Origin of the sequence: Algoriphagus sp. UBA3586 (assembly GCF_002376385.1) — a bacterium.
GTDB classification, from domain to species: domain Bacteria; phylum Bacteroidota; class Bacteroidia; order Cytophagales; family Cyclobacteriaceae; genus Algoriphagus; species Algoriphagus ornithinivorans.
The window spans coordinates 150,286-168,709 of sequence record NZ_DFMT01000050.1 but is presented as its reverse complement, the minus strand read 5'-3'; the positions used below and the strand labels follow the sequence as shown (position 1 = coordinate 168,709).

Here is an 18,424-nt window from a genome sequence, read left to right as displayed (position 1 = left end):
AATTGATTGATTCTGCTTTGCCCGGGAGATTTAGAAAGTTCGGGTTTCAATGAAGCTAAATATTTAAATTGAATCGAATTTATAATTCCAAACACCATTGATTTTTAATCGGAATGAGTAAAGTTTTTATTCTTCTACAATCAACCTATCAAATAATTACTGTCATCAGTATCATTATTTCTTTGGGCTTTTTGATTAAGCTTAGGTTGGTTCGGAAGCGATCTTCATTTAAGACCAAGCTGGAACTTCTGATTTTTGCGGTCATATTTCTTCAGTCCTTTGAGTTGCTCTGCAGGGTGGCAACTGAAGAAGCCATCATCAATCAGTTTCATGATTTCTTTTATTTTTTCATCCTGTTTGTAGGTTATCTCTGCTATGATTTGGTCTATGCGTTGCTCTATAAAAACTCCGCTATTTACAACACGCTTAAGGTATCCTTAATCGTGGGAACAGTTCTGATAGCATTTTTATGTGTGAAATACGATGTGAAGGATTACTATATCTATACTGATTCTTATGGCTTTGTGACTGATTTTGAAGGTAACCCCATGGCTAAAATCTCAAGGTTATGGATAGGAGTGGGCTTTCTTCTAGCTGTTTACATGTTTTACCAGGAATTTCTAAAGAAACCCCACTTAAAGCAGGATTTTAGAAATTTCTTCATTGGCTTGGTGATCACAGGAAGCTTGGGCTTTCTCGGACAAATTGTGCTCCCTTTGATTGTCGGGTTTGAGATTCCCATGATCTCTATTTCAGTTCCTATCTTCATTTACTTTTCCTATTCCCTGCTTTCTAATAATATCCTAGTAAAGCTCAATCTTAGGGAATCTTCCAGTACCATTTTTGATTCCATCAATGCCTATATCTCTTTCATCGATAAGGATTATTCTATTTTATATTTCAACAAAAACTTTGCTTCTCTATTTGGTGGAGTGACTGTAGGAGATTCCTTGAATCAGAAAGAAATGTTTGGGGCCTTGATTTCTGAATTGGAAGAAAATAAAGGACCTCAATTCAACGTGGTCCATTTGGCAGTGGATGAAGTTCATTTGGGAATAAGGATTTCTCCTATTTATGAAAAAAGACAATTAAAAGGATACTTTCTATTCGGGATCAATGTGTCCCATATGGTGGATCAGTTTAATAAATCCAAGGTATCCTTACAGCAACTGTTGGAGTTCAGCAAAAACCAGAAATCCTACATTTTGGAATATTATCCTTCCAAAAAACTTTTCCAGATCAGTTCAAGGCTCTCTGTTTATCTGAACCTCGGTATGGATACGCTAGCCCCTCAAAGTCTGCTCTTTTATCTCCGAAAGCACCTGTCTTTTTCAGATTTGCAGAAGCTGATTACCTTTCTTCGGACACCTGATTTTTCTAAAGATTTTAAAATCACTTTCAAGGATGAAAATTCAGGCCAATATGACTTTAGAATTACTTCTTATGAGAATGAGTTCAGCAAGCATTTAGTCTTCTTTTTATTGGAAGAAAATCAGTGCGAGGAAATGAAAAATTGGTATCAACAGGATGTTTCCTGGATCATTTCCCACATTTTCAGAAAAAATGTTGCAAATGCCTTGGGGCTATTGGATTATCTCAAAGAAAATGATGAGCTCAATTCCAACCCTGTATATACTGACAAGGAATTGATCAAGCTCATCAATAAGGAGATTGAAGAATTGGATAATAATTTAATCGCTTATTCGAGGTTGAAATAAGGGCCTTCAAAATTCCCCCACGAATAGCCGAATTCATTCCTCATATTGAAATATTTCCTCAATGGAGAGTTCAAATAGCTTGGATAGTTTGAAGGCGGTGGGCAAACTGGGGTCAAATTTTTCTTTTTCTATGGCATTGATCGTCTGTCTGGAAACCCCAATAATTTCAGCCAAATCCTCTTGAGTCATATTTTTAACGACTCTTAATTCCCGGATACGATTTTTCATAGATACCGCTTTCTATTGATCACCATAGCAATCATGTAAGTGATACCAATAAACATGACCAGATATCCTATCTCAGCATCAAATGGGATGATGTCTTTTTGGTCTAAGAGGGAAAATGTCAGTCCGACTACCACGGCCAATCCCAGTGTGATTCCCATGGCTTCCAAATGAATTTTGCGTTCGAGTTCATCAAAATGATTGAATAAATCCCTGTTCGCTAAGATCATTAATACTCCATTTGCGAGGTTGACTACAATGGCAAAAGGAGTGAGGAAGGGGTGATTATCCCAGATAAACTCTGGTCCAAAGGTGGCGATCGCCATAGTTGCTACCCAGGTCCAAGTCCAAATAGCCAGTTTTTTGACTCGTTTGTTTCGTTCTAGTTTAATTGATTCCATGATTTTTATGTAAAGTTGACTTTACAAATGTAAAGTAAGTTTTACAAAAGTCAAGTTTTATTTACATTTAATTTATGATTTTTAGCGAATCGCTTCTTTTGGAACCGATAATTTTCTCTTTAGAAATTATAAGGTGATGGCTATTTTAAAAAAGTAATTGAAAGAAGTAGAGTAGATTTTGACAATGTGGCAGGCGACCCACAGAACTGAGGATGAGAGGATAAGAGCTCAGTTGGACCTTGGTTATTCCCTAGAAAATAAGCTACATTAGAAGTTTCTCTTAAGAAAAAGTACTCCACCTATACCAATAAACCTATGAACCTCACTAAAAATTTTATTCTGGGATTATTCCTCTTTTATGCCTCTTCTGCTGTGGCTCAAGATGGATCCATTTATCCGCTAAAGGCTCCTGCCGAACCCAATGCCATTCCTTTGGGCACAGGAGGTGTAGCTGACCAACCTTCCACAGAGACATGGTTTCTCCAATGGGGCGACCCCATGGCTAGAAACATAACTACTGCAACCCTAACTCCATTTCTACCTGAACCGGGAAAAGGAAATGGTGCGGCAGTTATAGTTGCACCGGGAGGAGGTTATAGATGGCTTTCTATGGGAAATGAAGGCTGGGAAGTAGCAGAAGCACTAGCTAAGCAGGGAATCGCTGCTTTTGTACTTAAGTACAGGCTTTTTCCCACTCCAGAATCTCTGGATGACTTTACGGCATGGATGAATCGTCCCCGAACTGCACCAGCTCCCCCTTCTGATACAAATCAAAATAAAGAAACCCCGAGACTACCCCAAATGGATCTTTCAAACCAGCTTGAAGATGCGGAGGCTGCTTATGCCATGATTATTAGTAGGGCTAAGGAGTGGGGAGTCGATACAGACAGAATAGGAATGATAGGTTTTTCAGCCGGTGCTGGCCTCACTATGCACTCCACGTTAAACTCACAAACCATGAAACTTGCATTTATAGGTCCGATTTATGGGGGAATGGGGCCTGTTGAAGTGCCGAAAGATGCTCCTCCAATGTTTAATGTAATAGCTACGGATGATTTTCTCTTTAGAGGGCAGTTTGGAATAATCGAGTCCTGGTACAAGGCAGGCATTCCTGTTGAATTGCATCTTTACCAAAATGGAGGTCATGGATTCGGCTTGGGAAATCCAACTAGAACAAGCAATCGTTGGTTTGATGCCTTTATTCACTGGCTTGATGTCAATGGCTTTCTTACAGCTGATTCCGGAAAAAGATAAAAATAGACTCTAAGTCTGCATCTTTTTTATATTTAAAGTTCATGTCATGAAAGAGTAAAAGCCACTCAGAAATGAGTGGCTTTTTTCATCTTATTTGAATTAACTCAACTTGAAGCCAAACTATTTTGCTAAGGTTAATTACTAATATTAAAATGAGAATGAATTGCAATTGGAAAAAATTTAGGAAAATCAATCCATAGCAAATAAACCTAGCCAGATTTTTACCTGATGACTTGGCTTTTTGGTGCTTTTGAAAATCGCATAACCTTAAATTATTTTAATGAAAGTCCCCATTATAAGTATTCTAATACCTTAAAAACTTTCTGGATGAGGAAAAACTTGAAGTAGACAAGCTTAAAGGCGAATTTCTGCATCTAAGACCAAAGTTTGCTAGCTCATGCCCGTTTTTCTAAGGAGGTTTTAATGTAACTCTTAAGTAAAAAAGAGAGTTTAATAAACATGCCCTAGATACCTAGGTAGGCAACTTTTATTTAAATAACTCAAAGAAACGACCATGCAGAAGCCTTTTTTCCTTATGATTATACTTATCATCTCCTTTAGCTACCTCTCTCATGCACAAAATGTAGGTGGTGTGGCACTCGAAGATATTAAATCAACTTATATTCATCTTTCAAGAGTAGGGTCTACTTTCAAATCAAAAATTAGAGTTAGTGTTGATTTTGGGCAGAGACTAAGGGATGACAGGTTGCAAAAATCTTTCATAGTAGATTCAGATGGAAGACCGATTGAATTCAACTCTATGATAGATGCTCTGAATTTATTTGATCTTCTAGGCTATGAATATGTAGATTCCAGTTGTGTAAATGAAGATTGGCCAGTTCAGTATTTACTTCGAAAAAAGAAGTCAGAAATGATTAAGGAAGAGGAGTGAGATTAGGCAGCGAATTTTCTAATAAGTAGCCTTTTGGACCCAATCAATGTCCATTAAAGATTGGATTAAATGATTCCGTACTTGTTTTGGCTATATTCTTACTGACATCATAACTTTTGGTATTTTTAATAAGGATATCCGCTTTCTTACCAGTATTGATAAAAATACGGCTTATTGTCTGCTAAAAGGATCAGAATCCGAAAGCTTCGCTTGCCAACCGTGGCTGGGTCTTCCCTGTCTGCCGATAGGCAGGGGTCATCGATCGCCTGTACTGAGCGAAGTCGAAGAATCCAACCTGTCAAGCAAGGAAAATAAGGCAACTGGCATGATTGCGGATAATCAGATTTTTTAAACTATGTGATCTATGATTTCTTTGTGGGTTAAATAATTTTTCTCCGTGATATTCTTAGCGTTCTTTGCAGCTCAGCGGTGAAAAATAATTTAAATTTAAAAATTAGCCCCATTTTCCAGTTTGATTGCCAAGCTCTGAAGGAGCGGGATTTCTTAGAAATTAGCAATTAAAACTAGTGTTTGTTTCAGCTCCAAAGGAGCGGGATAAAAAAAGTTTCAAGGTTAAATAGGCCATAAATGATCGAATTTTTGAATTGAAGTATAAACCACCCTAGCGGAGGTTTTTTTATGCTCAAAAAATCCGACAATGGTGTCTTTTTCCATGGAAAATTGAAGTTTCCCCAATTTCATTGCAAGGCAATCGAAAAGAAATGATGAGACCTGGTATATCTTACAATTTTTCACCTAATCTCATCAGCTTTGATTAAATTAACCTAGAAATCGTCCCAGTCTTAATTTCTCACTTAAGCTTCCATGACACCTAAAAAAATCATCATTTCTTCCCTTATTTCTGCTCCTATAAAAAAAGTTTGGGATTATTATACCCACCCTGCTCATATCATAAATTGGAATTTTGCGGATCCTAGCTGGCATTGTCCCCATGCCGAAAATGATTTGAGAGTAGGAGGTAGGTACCTTGCTAGAATGGAAGCTAAAGACAATAGTTTCGGATTTGACTTTGATGCAAATTATACTGAAGTAAATCCAGTTAGAGACTTTACTTATCAATTTGGTGATAGGCTTGCAACCGTCTCATTCATGGAAATTGATGGGAAGACTGAAGTCACCATGGCTTTTGATCCAGAAACAGAGAATTCAATCGAATTGCAGAGGAATGGCTGGCAAGCAATCTTGAATAACTTTAAAAAGTATACGGAGGAAAATTAAGGTTATTTATAAACGATTTGCTACCTAAAAGACTGTAATAAAGCTTACACCTAACCTAAATAAACTGTTTGGAGAGTTTGAGGTCTCTCGTTGTAGCATGGCGAATCAGCATTTTTTGCCTTCTACAAATAGTGGAAGTGGAAAAGGAAGGTGGGGAAAAGTTTAAAATGGATAGTTGATTTTTAGGTTGATTAATCAGCTCCAAAGGAGCAAGATTTCTTAGAAATTTGAGGCTAAAACTAGTATTTGTTTCAGCTCTGAAGGAGCGGAATAAAAAAAGTTTAAAGTAATGCAGCTAAGCTTTATTAGACGCCACTTAAAGCAATCCGATCTAATTTTTTGTTCAAAGGCTTTCAGAATTGAATCTTATTGCTTCTAAAGCTCCCTCTTTTGGTCTTCCCGATATCAATGGTTTCGCTCATTCAAAGGGATAGCAAATCTGTCGCAGACAGGGCTTATCGCCCAGAAATGTATAAATGCAAAAAGCCTCAAATCATCTGATTTGAGGCTTTCAAAGCTCCCCCTATTGACAATAGCTGCAGCTGGGACGAAAGAATTAAGATATATTCAAAAAATAAATATCTTTTCTATCATTTTAAACTTCTTGGGATTTTTTCAAAGTATAAAAATTTAAATTTCAAAATCGCAAAATCGTAACTCTACGATTTGATAAAATTGATAAACCCTCTCATCAGGATTGGTATCGATTACCAGTAATTAACAAAAGTAATTTTCAATGTGTTATATCTTAATTTAATGCTATTATCACCGTTTTTTTAAAAGAAAAGCTATATAAGGTTTATTGAAATAAGTACTTTCAATGAATTAATAGTCATAATCTTATATTCATATTATTAATTTATTTTTTTCAAAATCCTTGAGAATATTTTCGAGATTTCCACTTAAACTAGATCTATTTCAAGGAACTTCCTTCGTTTTGATCATATAAATACAATCTACTAATACCAGTCATTGACACGAGATTGAATTGATTAAAGTCGAAATCCAGAAGGAAGCTGGAATAAGCTTAGAGCTCTCATAAAACCAAATTGAAGGTTAATAGAGGCAATAGGGAAAACGATGGGGTTTTCATTTACTCCTAATTACAAAAAGAGGGTTGACGAGTATTTTGTCAATTATCCAAGGCTATTATCATTTTTCAAAATGAAGAGAAAAATCCAAGAAAATTTAAAAATGAAGCTTAAAAGGATTTTCATCTCGATAAAATTGTCTCCTGTTTTTCATTTTCAACCAGCTCGAAAGTTTTCCAAATCTGAAAGAAGGCACGAGGTACGTGAAAGCATCCCTTCCATTTTCCTCCTTTGCATGGAATCAATACTTCTCCTTTTCTATTGAGGTACCCAAACCATTCCCCATCTTTCTTGTCTGAGAAATGATCCCAAGAATAATTGTGTAATTTTTCAAAGAGCCCGAGAATTTTTGGATCTCGGCTGAACCGATATGCCTTAGCCAAAGCAACTAAAGTTTCTAAATGTACCCACCAAAGTTTTTGATCCCACTCCAAACTAAGTGGGGGTTTTCCCTTGGAATCCAAAAAGTAAAAAATCCCACCATATTCTTCATCCCACCCATATTCAAGAATTGATAAAACTGACTTAATTGAGAGCTCCATCAATCGGTGATCTTGTCTCCTTTGTGCAATATCCATCATAAACCACATGGCTTCAATTCCATGTCCGGGATTGATCAGGCGTCCTTCAAAAGAATCACATCTACTCCCATTTTCTAAGATGTTTTCATAGATTAAACCTGATTCTTTATCCATAAACACTTCCATTACTTCATAGATACAATGATTAATTGTGTTCTCTACAAGCTCTCTAGGAAGTACAGATTCGAGTTCCAGACACAGATTGCTTAGAATCATTGGGAGTGAGAAGTTCTTTAATGGTCGTGTTTTTGGATAGTTTTTGGCATAAGACCCTTTTGGATTTTCCTTTCTAGTAAGGATATTTTCAAAAGTCTTTTTTGCTAGTTGCATACTTTCCTCATTTTGAGAAGCCAATCCATATTGGGCAAAAGCCATTGATGCGAAACAATCGGAGAAGATATTATAGGGTTGTACTAATGGTTTTCCCCTACGGTTCAATGAAAAATAAAAATTTCCATCAGAGTCCATGCCGTATTTTTTGAGAAAATCAATTCCTAATTGAGAAATTTCAAGCCAATCAGGTTGATTTTTCACTTGATTAAAAAGCATTGCGAAAGTCCATACTTGTCGGCCCTGTAGCCAAACAAATTTATCTGTATCATAGACATCTCCATTTTGATTAAGACAAGTGAAATAACCTCCAAATTCTCTATCTAGGGAGTTTTTTTTCCAGAATGGGATTATATTTTGGAGCAAGGCATTACTGTAAAATTTGGCGTAAGAATTCATTTAAGTGGGATGATTTCAGAAATTGGAACAACTTGAAAAGTGATATTGGAAACGCTACTTTCATAAAGGATACCTACCTCTTTTTCGTTAATGAAAGTCAAACAGGAATAGCCCCATCCTTTTCCTTCATCTAAGAGAACCTGAAGATTTTCAGGCCAGGTCATTCCGTCATCTAAACTTCCTTTTATCGTCATCATACTTCTTTCTTCAGTTGTCGCCGGGTTTGAAAATAATAGCATTCCAGATTGCTTAGGGTTCTGGATAAGGCTAGCCATACACACTGGTTCTATTAGAGCTGACCTAGATGTTGGATGTTCAATCCATGTTTTTCCGAGATCATTTGTAACGGCAATAGAGCGGCTTCCGCCTCGGTTGTCTCTCATGTTTAGCATAAGTCTACCATCTTTTAGTTCTACTACTTGAGCTTCAGTGGTATTGGATTTAGCTCCAGTTCCAACCTTCCAAGTTCTACCCTTATCATGGCTAAAAATTATAGTACTATGTGGTATTTGATCTTTGTCTTTAAATTGTGCTGGGAAAACCAGTGTTCCGTTTTTCATGGTAATTCCCTTTCCCGGACCGTTGAAAAAGAGGTGCCATTCTGGATCTTTAATCTGCTCGGTAATTACTATGGGTTCAGTCCAAGTAACTCCATCATCCTCGGATTTGACTAAAACTAGTTGTCCAGTCTGCTCTGGATAAATACCTGGCTGAGAGGAATGCCAAGCCATTTTACCAGGTTTGCCATGAAGCCAAAGAGCAGCCACCCAAATATCACCGGTTTCATGATCAACTAGTATTGCTGGGTCCCCTATCCCATTCTGATCTTCAGGTAAATTTCCATATTCACCCATATCCATTATCACTTCCATTGGGGCCCATGATCTTCCACCGTCGTTACTACGACTTAATCCCACATCTATATCTCCTTGGAGATCTACGCTTGAATTCCTTCGGATATCGTAAACAGCCAATAAAGTGCCTTTTGGGGTGGTAACCAAACCAGGAATGCGGTAAGAATGTACTCCATCATCACCGTGATTTCTCAGTGGATTAGCTACTCTGAAATCAGGGAGGTCTCTTGTTATTTTAATAGGCAAAGTCAAATTATCGGTCTTCAAAGTTTTGAGTTCTATACTGACTCTGTCTCTGATGTCGTGGGTTGCTTTCAACTTTATATAAACATTAGCTCTACTGATTTCTGAAAGTTTGTTAGATTGGACTTCAAGCGTTTGCTGACCTAATATTTCCCCAGCTTTAAGCAAGGTCTCGGTTTGGTTTTCAGCAATCTTAGAGATGATCTTTATAGAATCAATGGCTGTAGATGCGTGAATTTCTAAAGACAGAAATAATTTTTCACTAGGTAATTTGCCTTCCCAACTTATTACACCTACACTTACAAATGCTCCTTGTGGAAGGGGAACATATTTCGGTTGATATTGAATAGATGATTTAGGCAAATCTTGGCTTTGACAGTTTATTGATATTGTCATTGGAAGTATGGCTACTAATCCAAATACAAAATGGCGAAAGGAATTTGGCATAAACGATTAGACGGTTAATGGGTTTTCAGTTTGCGTTTTACTAATTGAAGATTTTCGAACTTTATTATTAAGAGCCGAAAGCGTATACTGAGTTTTGGATTTTTGATGTGGATCTGTGAAAAATCTGCTCAGAATCCAAGTCAATGTCATGGCCGAAATCAGTCCGGTTAATGCATATAAATGAATACTTAGCGGACTGTAATATTTTACTAAGACTTGAATAAGGGCACTACCTAAAAGTCCATAAGTTGCACCCTTCCCATTGACACTGGAGGATAATATACCAACAAGGAAAATCCCTCCTAATCCACCGGCAAAAAGTCCTATTAGCATATTGAACTGATCCCATAAGGAAGGAATCCCCATATTTGCCATCCAAACAGCTAATGCGGTGCCTATAGATCCAATGATGATTGTAACAGTTCTAGCAAAACCTAGCTCATTAATGGGGAGTAACTTTTTAAGACGTATTTGTTGATAAAAATCAGTCGTAATCACTGTAGCAACAGAATTCATACTACTATCCAAGCTCGACATCGCAGCGGCAAATACTGCTGCTATTAAGAGACCTGAAACTCCATCAGGTAGCTGTGTGACTATATACCAAGGAAATATACTGTCGGTATTTTGAACGACAGGAGAAAGTTCTTGCGGATTTTTGAGATAAAAGAGGTAAAGTGCTGTGCCTATTGAAAAGAAAATTAGGGCAGACGGTAATGCCATCCAAGCTCCTGCTGTGATTCCTTTCGCAGCAGTTTTTTCATCTTTTGTAGTTAGATATCGTTGAATGACCGTTTGATCACTTCCATATTGCACAATATTAGAGGCCAAACCTCCCAGCAATACCACCCAAATCGCAGTGCCTGAGAAATCCAAACTCCAATCAAAAACTTGAGTCTTGCCTGATTCAATTGCTAATGTTTTAATGTCCAACCAAGAAATATTCCCTGTAAAAAACATTAATATTAAACATATTAAAGCACCTCCTAAAAGAACACCAACTTGAATTACATCTGTCCAAATCACAGCTTCAATTCCTCCTAAAACTGTATAAACGATACTAAGGATTCCCATTAACAGAATACATAGTTCCACTTCAATCCCTGTCACCGTTGATAATGCTAGAGATGGAAGCAAAAGAACTATGCCTAATCTGCCTAACTGGAGGATTATATAAATAGAGCTTCCCATAATTCTTACTGTTGAATTATATCTCATCTCAAGATATTCATAGGCTGTAGTCAGATTCATCCTTCTGTAAAAAGGTAAGAACCAGGCGATTATAAGTGGAGAAACCATTATTATAGTCATCAATAAAAAAAATAAGGTCCAGTCGGTGGCAAAAGTTTTTGATGGAATTGCCATAAAAGTGATGGCACTAAGTTGAGTCCCAAATACACTTATTCCAGCAGCCCACCAAGGAACTCTTCCACCTGCTTTGAAAAAATCTGAAACATTGTGTTGTTTTTTTGAGACCCAGAAACCAATCAAGACTAAAATCCCTAAATATAGACCCAAAATGGTATAATTTAAAGATCCAAAAGATTGGTCACTTCGAAGCTTTAATTTTTGAATCCAAGGACTTCTAATTCCCGGAGAAATTTCTCCAGAAATCAGAAAGTAATCATTTTGGTTGCTTATGAGGATGGAGTTGGCAGGTGGGGAAAATGGTAGATCCTCTAATCTTGTCCAAGTGCCTGTTACAGTATGATAAGCTAATACTTCTTTGTTAAACCCTGAGTGGTTTATTAAAAGCTTATCTCTTAACTTAACCAAAGAGTCGAGTTTTTCTTGGGATAATTTTTCATTTTGAAGCTCTTTACCTAACCTTTCTAAGGTGTTAAATGGTTCTGGTTCTAAACCACCAATAATCAAAATATGACCCGAGCCTGCAGCAAGCAATGTGTGGGCAGATCGTTTGATCTCCACACCTTTCTCATCTTGCATTTTCCCCTCTTTTTTCCATTTCATGCTTCCTGGATCAAAAGAAAAGATATCAGAGAATACATCGCTTACCCCATTTTCTCTTTTTTGCCGTCCACCCAATAAATAAATCTTTTCAGACTCTCCATCAGTCTGAATTACCATCCCTGCATTGGTCCTAGCGGGTCCTGGATATACAGGTAGTTGGTTCCAAAAACCATTTTTTTTCTTCAAATCAAGACTGAGAAAAACAGCCTTTTTTTCTTCAGTTGATCCTTGAACATAAAGAGTTTTTCCAATTTTAACTGCTGACAAATATGACATTTGCCATGGTAAATTTGGGAGAGATTCAATCAGAAATCGATTTGATGCTAAATCAGGTTTAAGAAATAGGACATCCCGTAATAGGCCGCTTTCATTCTCTCCCCCAATCAAAATTATTCCATCCTCAAAATTAATGGATGCTCCGTATGCCATTGGTTGAGGTAAACTTCCGGTAAATTGTTTTATTTCCGCCTTTTGACTTTCATCATGGAGCATGTAGAAAACTTGGTCTGAATAATGTTTTTTCCCGCCTTCCCAAGGTAGATTTTCAGGAAAATTCGCTCCTCCAGCCATAATAAGTATATCATGGGCAACACCTGCATACATTCCTGCATAACCTGGCTCTTGTGGTGAGTTTATATTATTATGGAATTTTGCGATTGACTTCCAAACTAAAGAAGCATCCGAGAATCCTTGCTGAGCTAATCCATATTTCGCACAACCCAATAACAAAAAAAGAAGAATCAGTAATTTTTTCACGGTTTTATTATGGGTTGATTTGATTTTCTTCGGATTGGATAAAGTTTGTTAATAAGCCTTTTTCACTTAGTGTTTGGATTAGCTTGTTTTTTTGATCTTTTGGTATTTTGGGAATTGGGGATCGAAAATCCCCAAAATCTAATCCTATATGTTTCATGAGAATTTTACCCGCTGCAGCTCCTCCAAACTTAGGATAGTGTGCTATTATGTCTATGGACTGCTCTTGTAGAATTTTGGCTGTTGTCAGGTTACCGGTTTGAAACTCCTTGATGATTTTCTTGTAAAGTGGTGCTGCAAAATTGTAGGTGCTTCCTACTCCGCCTTTTGCCCCCATAGCTAGACCGGCTAAAAGCATCTCATCCCAACCCCAAAGAATATCATATCTTCCTTTTGCAAATCGAGTGCATTGATTAAACTCCATTAGATTAGTATGGGTGTACTTGATTCCCGCAAAAGAAGGGATGAATGCATGAGCATTTTTTAGTAACTCAATCATTGAAAGGTTGACTTGGGTCAATTGAGGAATATGATAAAAATAAAAGGGTAGGTCCGGGGCTTCTGCAGCAATAGGACTAAGAAAATTCAGCAATTGAGAAATGGATTGAGGTTTTGTGTAAAAAGGAGCATTCGCTGCAATTCCGAATATATTTAATTGATGACATAAAGCTGCTAGCTCTTTTCCTTGTTCCTGGTTTGTACCCGAAACCATTGCGACTACCTTAAAATTAGTATCATTAAATGGTGCCCAGGCCCGTATTAAATCAATTTGTTCTTGATGAGTCAATGAGGCATTCTCTCCAGTAGTTCCATTGATAAATACTCCTGAAATTTCAGATTCTCGAAGTGTCTTGGCATAGAGTGTAATTATATCAAGATTTAGCTTTCCAGATGGAGTAAAAGGGGTGAATGTGGCTGCCATTAGCCCTGTGATTTTTTGGAACTGCATTAGAATTTTTTCTTAGGTTTAAAAATTAACAAATAGAAGGGGGAATGAATTTTATAATAAATAGTGATTTTCATTATTAGAAATAGGATTAAGAGAGAAAGGAACCGGCACAAGCCGGTCCTTTTCTGATCTTGTTACCCAATTCAACTATTTACTAATTACCATATCCGGGGTTTTGGATGATTTTAGAATTCAAGCTAATAGTACTAAGTGATATAGGCCATAATTCCAAATGACGCTGATTAGAACGGTTTTGTAGAGATGGGATTTTTTCAAACGCCATATCGAATCGAACCAAATCCCACCATCTTTTTCCTTCAAATGCAAGCTCGAGTAATCGCTCCTTAAGTATGGCTTCATTGTTTTCTTCCGTTGAGCCGTTCACAAATTGATGATTTTCAAAAGCTTCTCCATAGGCTCTTTTTCTTACTTTGTTGATTTCTAGTGAGGGATCTTGACCTAAAGCATTTTTAGCCTCGGCAACCAAAAGTAACAAGTCCGCATAGCGATAAATGATGATATCATCTATAAAACGTCTTCCTGATGCATCTACAAAGCCTCGGTATTTCATTACCAAGGAACCATAATATCTAGGCGTACCGTCTTGGTTTGGAATATTAATCTCTGCAAACGTGGCGTCCTTTCTCTGGTCATCTTGGCTGTAAGCGCTCCTTAAAATTTGGGATGGAGCCATGCGATTTAATCCACCTCCCTGACCTATTCTTTTTTCAAGTTCGGGGTCTATACTTGAAGGGATTTCATCGTCCCTGATATATAAAGAACTATTATAGTTTGAACCAGACTCCAAGTCTAAGAATCGAACAGCAAAAAGAATCTCTGCATTACCTTTATTATGATATCTGAATATTTGATCAAAATTTGGAAGTAAACCCAATCCTGGAGCAGTTGATGCTTCGGTTAAAGCTTGAAGGGCAGTAGTGAAATCGGCTTGCCCACCACTAAGTTTTTTACCTGTCCAAAGATAAACTTCTCCCTTAAGCATATTACAGGCTGGTTTTGACCAAAATGCCTTGGATGAAGAAAGAGTGTTATCCGGATATAATTGCAAAGCATTATCTAGGTCCGATTTGATTAAATCGAAAACTTCATTGACCGTTGCTCGCTCTCTGAAGGTTGTTTCAGCATCGTATCCTTCTGTTGGATTAGTTACAATAGGAACACCTCCCCAGGTTCTTGCCATTGTGAAATAAATAAAAGCCCTCATAGTATATGCTTGAGCTAGCATACGGTTTTTATCGGCTTCTCGGTTAAATTTGATTTCCGGCACATATTTAATGATCAAATTAGTATCATGAATAATTGTGTATAGACGAAGCCAAGTAGGTCCGGCAAATGTTGGGTCTAGGGTGTTTTCAAAGTAGCGTTCCCTCCCTTCTGATGCTTGGAGCCCATAACTGAGAGTTTCACTTCTAACTTCTCCCCAAAAGAAAAAATTATTAGATACTTCATCTCTGAATCGAACATACAATCCATTTAATGCCCCGTTTGCATTATCTTCATTTACCCAAAATCCAGATGCAGTAATCGTACTTACTGGTGTGAGTTCAAGTTGATCTGTACAGCTGGCCCCTAAACAAAGGAATCCTGAAAGCACAGCGTATTTTCCTAATGACTTAATTATATTTTTCATATTCTTTGCTCTTTATTTAGAAGTTGACATTTACACCCACTAAAAAGCTTCTTGGAATCGGATATCGTCCTGAGTCGGTTCCTCCTTCCTCTGGATTGAGTCCCGTATATTGGGTGAAATAATGAAGGTTTGTTCCTGTGAAATAGGCTCGTAGAGATGGTATTTTGAATGGTTTCAAAATACTTTGAGGAATATTGTATGAAAGAGTTACTTCTCGAATAGCTAAATAGTCCCCTTTTTCGTGAAAGAAAGTACTTCCTCGGAAAGAGTTGTTTTGAGCAAGCTGATCTGCCCACATATATCTTGGGAAAGGAGTCTGGTCCCCTTGTTCTTGCCAGGATTTAGTAGTTTCCTTTAGAATTCCTATATCACCCTGGAATTGTCCGTTAAATCGTGCACGGGTCTCATGGTATATTGTATGTCCAAGGGCGAAATCTGTTCTTATACTTAAGCTTAGACGTTTGTATTGAATGGTATTATGAAACCCTCCAGTCCATTTTGGGAAAATATTTCCTGCATAAACTCTGTCACGACTGTCGATAGTGTCATTCTTGTCTAAATCAGCCCAATTTACATCTCCTCCAAATTTCTGTTTATTGGAGCCTGGCACTAGCAAATCAATAGGTGCATTTTGTGCATCTTCGTTCGTTGAAAAAACGTTCAGATATTTATAGGCAAACATTTCCCCCAGTCTACCACCTTCCTGTAGCCCACCTCTCCAAGTATATTGACCTGTAATTGGATCATAGATTAAAATGCCACCGATTCTGTTGTTTTCATTATCATTTTCAGGTAGCTCTAGAATAGTATTCATGTTAAATGCTCCAATCAATGATGTATTCCAAGAGAAATTACCTTTTTGAATTAAGGTTGCACTGAGCTCAAGTTCTACTCCTTCATTTTGAAGGGAGCCCAGATTGGTAAGTATTGATGAAAATCCAGTTGATTGTGGTAATTCAAGGTTAGTTAAGAGGTCATCAGTAACTCGATTATAGTAGTCGAAAACCAAATTGACTCGATTATTGAAAAGCCCCATGTCCAAACCGAAGTCCAATGTTTTTGATCGTTCCCAGCGAAGATCTTGATTCGCCATTCGGTTGTTGAGAATTGCCGCGCCATCATTATAGCGAGATCCTACAGAATAAAGTCCCTGAGCATGAAAATCCGAGAGATTACCGATATTTCCATTTACACCATAGCTAGCACGAAGCTTGATGGATGAGATTTGTTCAGGTACTCTTGACCAAAAGTTCTCTCTATGGATATTCCATCCAGCAGAGACTCCAGGGAAGAATCCCCAATAATTATTTGCTCCTAGGTTGGAAGCTCCATCTTGACGAGCAGATAAAGAAAACAGGTATTTTTTATTGAAATCATAATTTGCTCGTCCAAAAAAACCAATAATCCGCTGTTGTGATTGTGAAGAAGAGACAGCAGTAGGTTCAGCAGATGCATTGAGGGTAGGAATCAGGTCCGATGCAGCCCCTCTACCTGAAGCAAACGCGGAATAGTTTTGTCTGTCATAGAAAGACCCTCCGGCTTTTAGTTGAATATTATGATCTCTAAGTGATTTAGTGTAAGTGAAAACACCATCAAATTGCTTTTGCCAATAGATTGAGTTTGAGAAAGAAGCTTCTCTGGAATCAATGAATTGGGTAGGGTTATTGTAGAAACTTTTCTGAAATGAATTATTTGTTCCCTGAACAAAATAAAGTGACCCAATGGGCTCAAAGCTTAGCTCAGGAAGAATTTGCCAGATACCTCCAGCAGAAAGTGTAATTCTGTTGGTTGCATTTAAAGCTTTAGACCTGTTTAGATGATAAAGAGGATTTCCCATGCTTCTGTTTTGTCCGGGAGCTAGCGTGCCATCCTCATATCTTAGCTTTGCTGTAGGCGGAAGACCTAAAGCTCTTTGGAAGATTTGATTTTCACTGAAAACCTGATTGTTCGAAGAATTCGTGAAATTTAATCTTCCATAAACTGAAAGTTTTTTATTGACTTCTACATCACCATTCATTCTTACCGTGAACCGTTTGAAATCCGTACTTATTGCTACACCCTGGTTATCCAGATAACCTATTCCCATATCAAACCTTGCTTTTTCAGATCCTCCAGAAACTTGGATGTAGTGATTTTGAGTAAGTGCTTGTCTGAAAAGAACATCTTGCCAGTTTACTTCATCAAAAATTATGGTTTTGCTAGGGTCTACAGGGTCTGGCATGGATTGCCATCCTTCATTAAGCTTATGTTCGTTTTCTGGAGTAAGGTATTGCGGAGTAAAAGCAGTGTTGTTACTTAGATTGTTACCTATTCCAAAACCGTTAGCTTGATTTAACCTGAAAAGTTGACGGGGGTTTTTTTCTGCCAATCGCAAAATACCTGTTCGGTTAAAGAATATGTAATCCCTCGCCGAGGCCATTTCATATTGGTTCCAAAGTTCGGATACGCCAATTGTATAACGGTAGGATACCGAAGTCTTTCCCGCTTTTCCCGTCTTTGTGGTAATGATTACAACACCGTTTGATCCTCTGGCACCGTAGATTGCAGTTGCTGCAGCATCTTTTAAAACTTGAAAAGATTCAATGTCATCAGGGTTGATGTCATTCATATTGTTACGGATTACCCCGTCAATAATGTAAAGAGGCTCTGCACCATTTGGGTTATTAATTGAGGTTCCCCCTCTTACAATAATACGAGGAGCTGCTCCAGGTTGTCCAGTTGTTGTTTGAACTCTTACTCCTGAAACTGTTCCTTGCATTGCTGATGCAGCGTTGGCGAATGGGATATTTTCTAAAACACGCTGGTCCATTTTAGAAACTGAAGATGTCAGAGTCTCTCTTGACTGCTCACCATAACCTATAACTAGGACTTCCCCTAAATTTTGTGAATCAAGCTCTAGTTGAATATTATAAGTGTTTTGGCCCCCTGTAGTGAGCTCTTTGGTAGAGTATCCGATATAAGAAAATCGGATTCTGACTCCTTCAGATACTTGTAGGGAAAAATTCCCATCCAAATCTGTAACAGTACCTGTAGTAGTACCTATGATCATAACATTGACTCCCGGGAGAGGTTCTCCCGTTGTGGCATCTGTAACTTGGCCGCTTATTCCTCTCACTTCTTGAGCATAGTTCAAATGAACGATGCACAAAAGGGAATAGAGCAATAAGAAGCGCTTGAGGTCGAAGTTCTTCATACTGATTGAGTTTATTGAATTGTAGGTAAATGATAAAAGGCTTTTTTATTCAAAAAACCTGCTTCAAAGGTAAAATGGTCTAATTCTTAGGAGGAGTTAGAGAGTCCATTTGTAAGTGGCCATTCGTACGCCTTGGTGGATTATCGTCCGTTTTTAGTTAGGATTTTGTACAGATTTACTTCAATGGCAGCATCAAGGAAAAATTATAGGGGAGAAAGATTAACTTTGATAAG

At 37.7% G+C, this 18,424-nt stretch carries 12 protein-coding genes; 4 read left to right on the top strand and 8 right to left on the bottom strand.

Annotation, left to right across the window (positions count from 1 at the left end):
• The first annotated feature begins 113 nt into the window (after nucleotides 1–113).
• Nucleotides 114–1,718, top strand: a complete 1,605-nt coding sequence (locus B2906_RS18720; protein WP_219956574.1) for a hypothetical protein — start codon at nucleotides 114–116, stop codon at nucleotides 1,716–1,718.
• A gap of 33 nt (nucleotides 1,719–1,751) precedes the next feature.
• On the opposite strand, the gene B2906_RS18715 is transcribed toward B2906_RS18720, so the two are convergent.
• Both B2906_RS18715 and B2906_RS18710 read right to left on the bottom strand, forming a co-directional pair.
• Complete coding sequence (locus tag B2906_RS18715; protein ID WP_286942375.1) at nucleotides 1,752–1,946, bottom strand: helix-turn-helix transcriptional regulator; 195 nt, start codon at nucleotides 1,944–1,946, stop codon at nucleotides 1,752–1,754.
• Complete coding sequence (locus B2906_RS18710; RefSeq protein WP_286942372.1) at nucleotides 1,943–2,344, bottom strand: hypothetical protein; 402 nt, start codon at nucleotides 2,342–2,344, stop codon at nucleotides 1,943–1,945. The genes B2906_RS18715 and B2906_RS18710 overlap by 4 nt, the downstream gene beginning before the upstream one ends.
• A gap of 315 nt (nucleotides 2,345–2,659) precedes the next feature.
• On the opposite strand from B2906_RS18710, the gene B2906_RS18705 reads away from it, so the two are divergent.
• The 3 genes from B2906_RS18705 to B2906_RS18695 all read left to right on the top strand — a co-directional run bounded on the left by B2906_RS18705 (nucleotide 2,660) and on the right by B2906_RS18695 (nucleotide 5,729).
• Nucleotides 2,660–3,598, top strand: coding sequence for an alpha/beta hydrolase (locus B2906_RS18705; RefSeq protein ID WP_286942370.1), 939 nt, complete (start codon nucleotides 2,660–2,662; stop codon nucleotides 3,596–3,598).
• A gap of 535 nt (nucleotides 3,599–4,133) precedes the next feature.
• On the top strand, nucleotides 4,134–4,490 hold the full coding sequence (locus tag B2906_RS18700; RefSeq protein ID WP_286942367.1) for a hypothetical protein: 357 nt from the start codon (nucleotides 4,134–4,136) through the stop codon (nucleotides 4,488–4,490).
• A gap of 825 nt (nucleotides 4,491–5,315) precedes the next feature.
• The gene (locus B2906_RS18695; protein ID WP_286942364.1) at nucleotides 5,316–5,729 is read left to right on the top strand and encodes an SRPBCC domain-containing protein; all 414 of its coding nucleotides are present in this window, start codon (nucleotides 5,316–5,318) and stop codon (nucleotides 5,727–5,729) included.
• Between the two features lie 1,213 nt (nucleotides 5,730–6,942).
• On the opposite strand, the gene B2906_RS18690 is transcribed toward B2906_RS18695, so the two are convergent.
• From B2906_RS18690 to B2906_RS18665, 6 genes are all read right to left on the bottom strand, one after another.
• The gene (locus B2906_RS18690) at nucleotides 6,943–8,130 is read right to left on the bottom strand and encodes an AGE family epimerase/isomerase (RefSeq protein WP_286942362.1); all 1,188 of its coding nucleotides are present in this window, start codon (nucleotides 8,128–8,130) and stop codon (nucleotides 6,943–6,945) included.
• A complete protein-coding gene (locus tag B2906_RS18685) occupies nucleotides 8,127–9,590 on the bottom strand; it encodes a sialidase family protein (RefSeq protein ID WP_286942360.1) in 1,464 nt (487 codons plus the stop codon). The genes B2906_RS18690 and B2906_RS18685 overlap by 4 nt, the downstream gene beginning before the upstream one ends.
• Nucleotides 9,591–9,680: 90 nt before the next feature.
• A complete protein-coding gene (locus B2906_RS18680) occupies nucleotides 9,681–12,401 on the bottom strand; it encodes a sodium:solute symporter family transporter (protein WP_286942358.1) in 2,721 nt (906 codons plus the stop codon).
• Between the two features lie 7 nt (nucleotides 12,402–12,408).
• A complete protein-coding gene (locus B2906_RS18675; RefSeq protein WP_286942356.1) occupies nucleotides 12,409–13,320 on the bottom strand; it encodes a dihydrodipicolinate synthase family protein in 912 nt (303 codons plus the stop codon).
• Nucleotides 13,321–13,501: 181 nt separating this feature from the next.
• Nucleotides 13,502–14,998, bottom strand: a complete 1,497-nt coding sequence (locus B2906_RS18670) for a RagB/SusD family nutrient uptake outer membrane protein (RefSeq protein WP_286942354.1) — start codon at nucleotides 14,996–14,998, stop codon at nucleotides 13,502–13,504.
• Nucleotides 14,999–15,014: 16 nt separating this feature from the next.
• Complete coding sequence (locus B2906_RS18665; protein WP_286942352.1) at nucleotides 15,015–18,191, bottom strand: SusC/RagA family TonB-linked outer membrane protein; 3,177 nt, start codon at nucleotides 18,189–18,191, stop codon at nucleotides 15,015–15,017.
• Between the last annotated feature and the right edge of the window lie 233 nt (nucleotides 18,192–18,424).

Coding starts and splice junctions, on each gene's coding strand:
- B2906_RS18720 (WP_219956574.1), top strand. CDS start 114: ATGAGTAAAGTTTTTATTCTTCTACAATCAACCTATCAAATAATTACT.
- B2906_RS18715 (WP_286942375.1), bottom strand. CDS start 1,946: ATGAAAAATCGTATCCGGGAATTAAGAGTCGTTAAAAATATGACTCAA.
- B2906_RS18710 (WP_286942372.1), bottom strand. CDS start 2,344: ATGGAATCAATTAAACTAGAACGAAACAAACGAGTCAAAAAACTGGCT.
- B2906_RS18705 (WP_286942370.1), top strand. CDS start 2,660: ATGAACCTCACTAAAAATTTTATTCTGGGATTATTCCTCTTTTATGCC.
- B2906_RS18700 (WP_286942367.1), top strand. CDS start 4,134: ATGATTATACTTATCATCTCCTTTAGCTACCTCTCTCATGCACAAAAT.
- B2906_RS18695 (WP_286942364.1), top strand. CDS start 5,316: ATGACACCTAAAAAAATCATCATTTCTTCCCTTATTTCTGCTCCTATA.
- B2906_RS18690 (WP_286942362.1), bottom strand. CDS start 8,130: ATGAATTCTTACGCCAAATTTTACAGTAATGCCTTGCTCCAAAATATA.
- B2906_RS18675 (WP_286942356.1), bottom strand. CDS start 13,320: ATGGCAGCCACATTCACCCCTTTTACTCCATCTGGAAAGCTAAATCTT.
- B2906_RS18670 (WP_286942354.1), bottom strand. CDS start 14,998: ATGAAAAATATAATTAAGTCATTAGGAAAATACGCTGTGCTTTCAGGA.
- B2906_RS18665 (WP_286942352.1), bottom strand. CDS start 18,191: ATGAAGAACTTCGACCTCAAGCGCTTCTTATTGCTCTATTCCCTTTTG.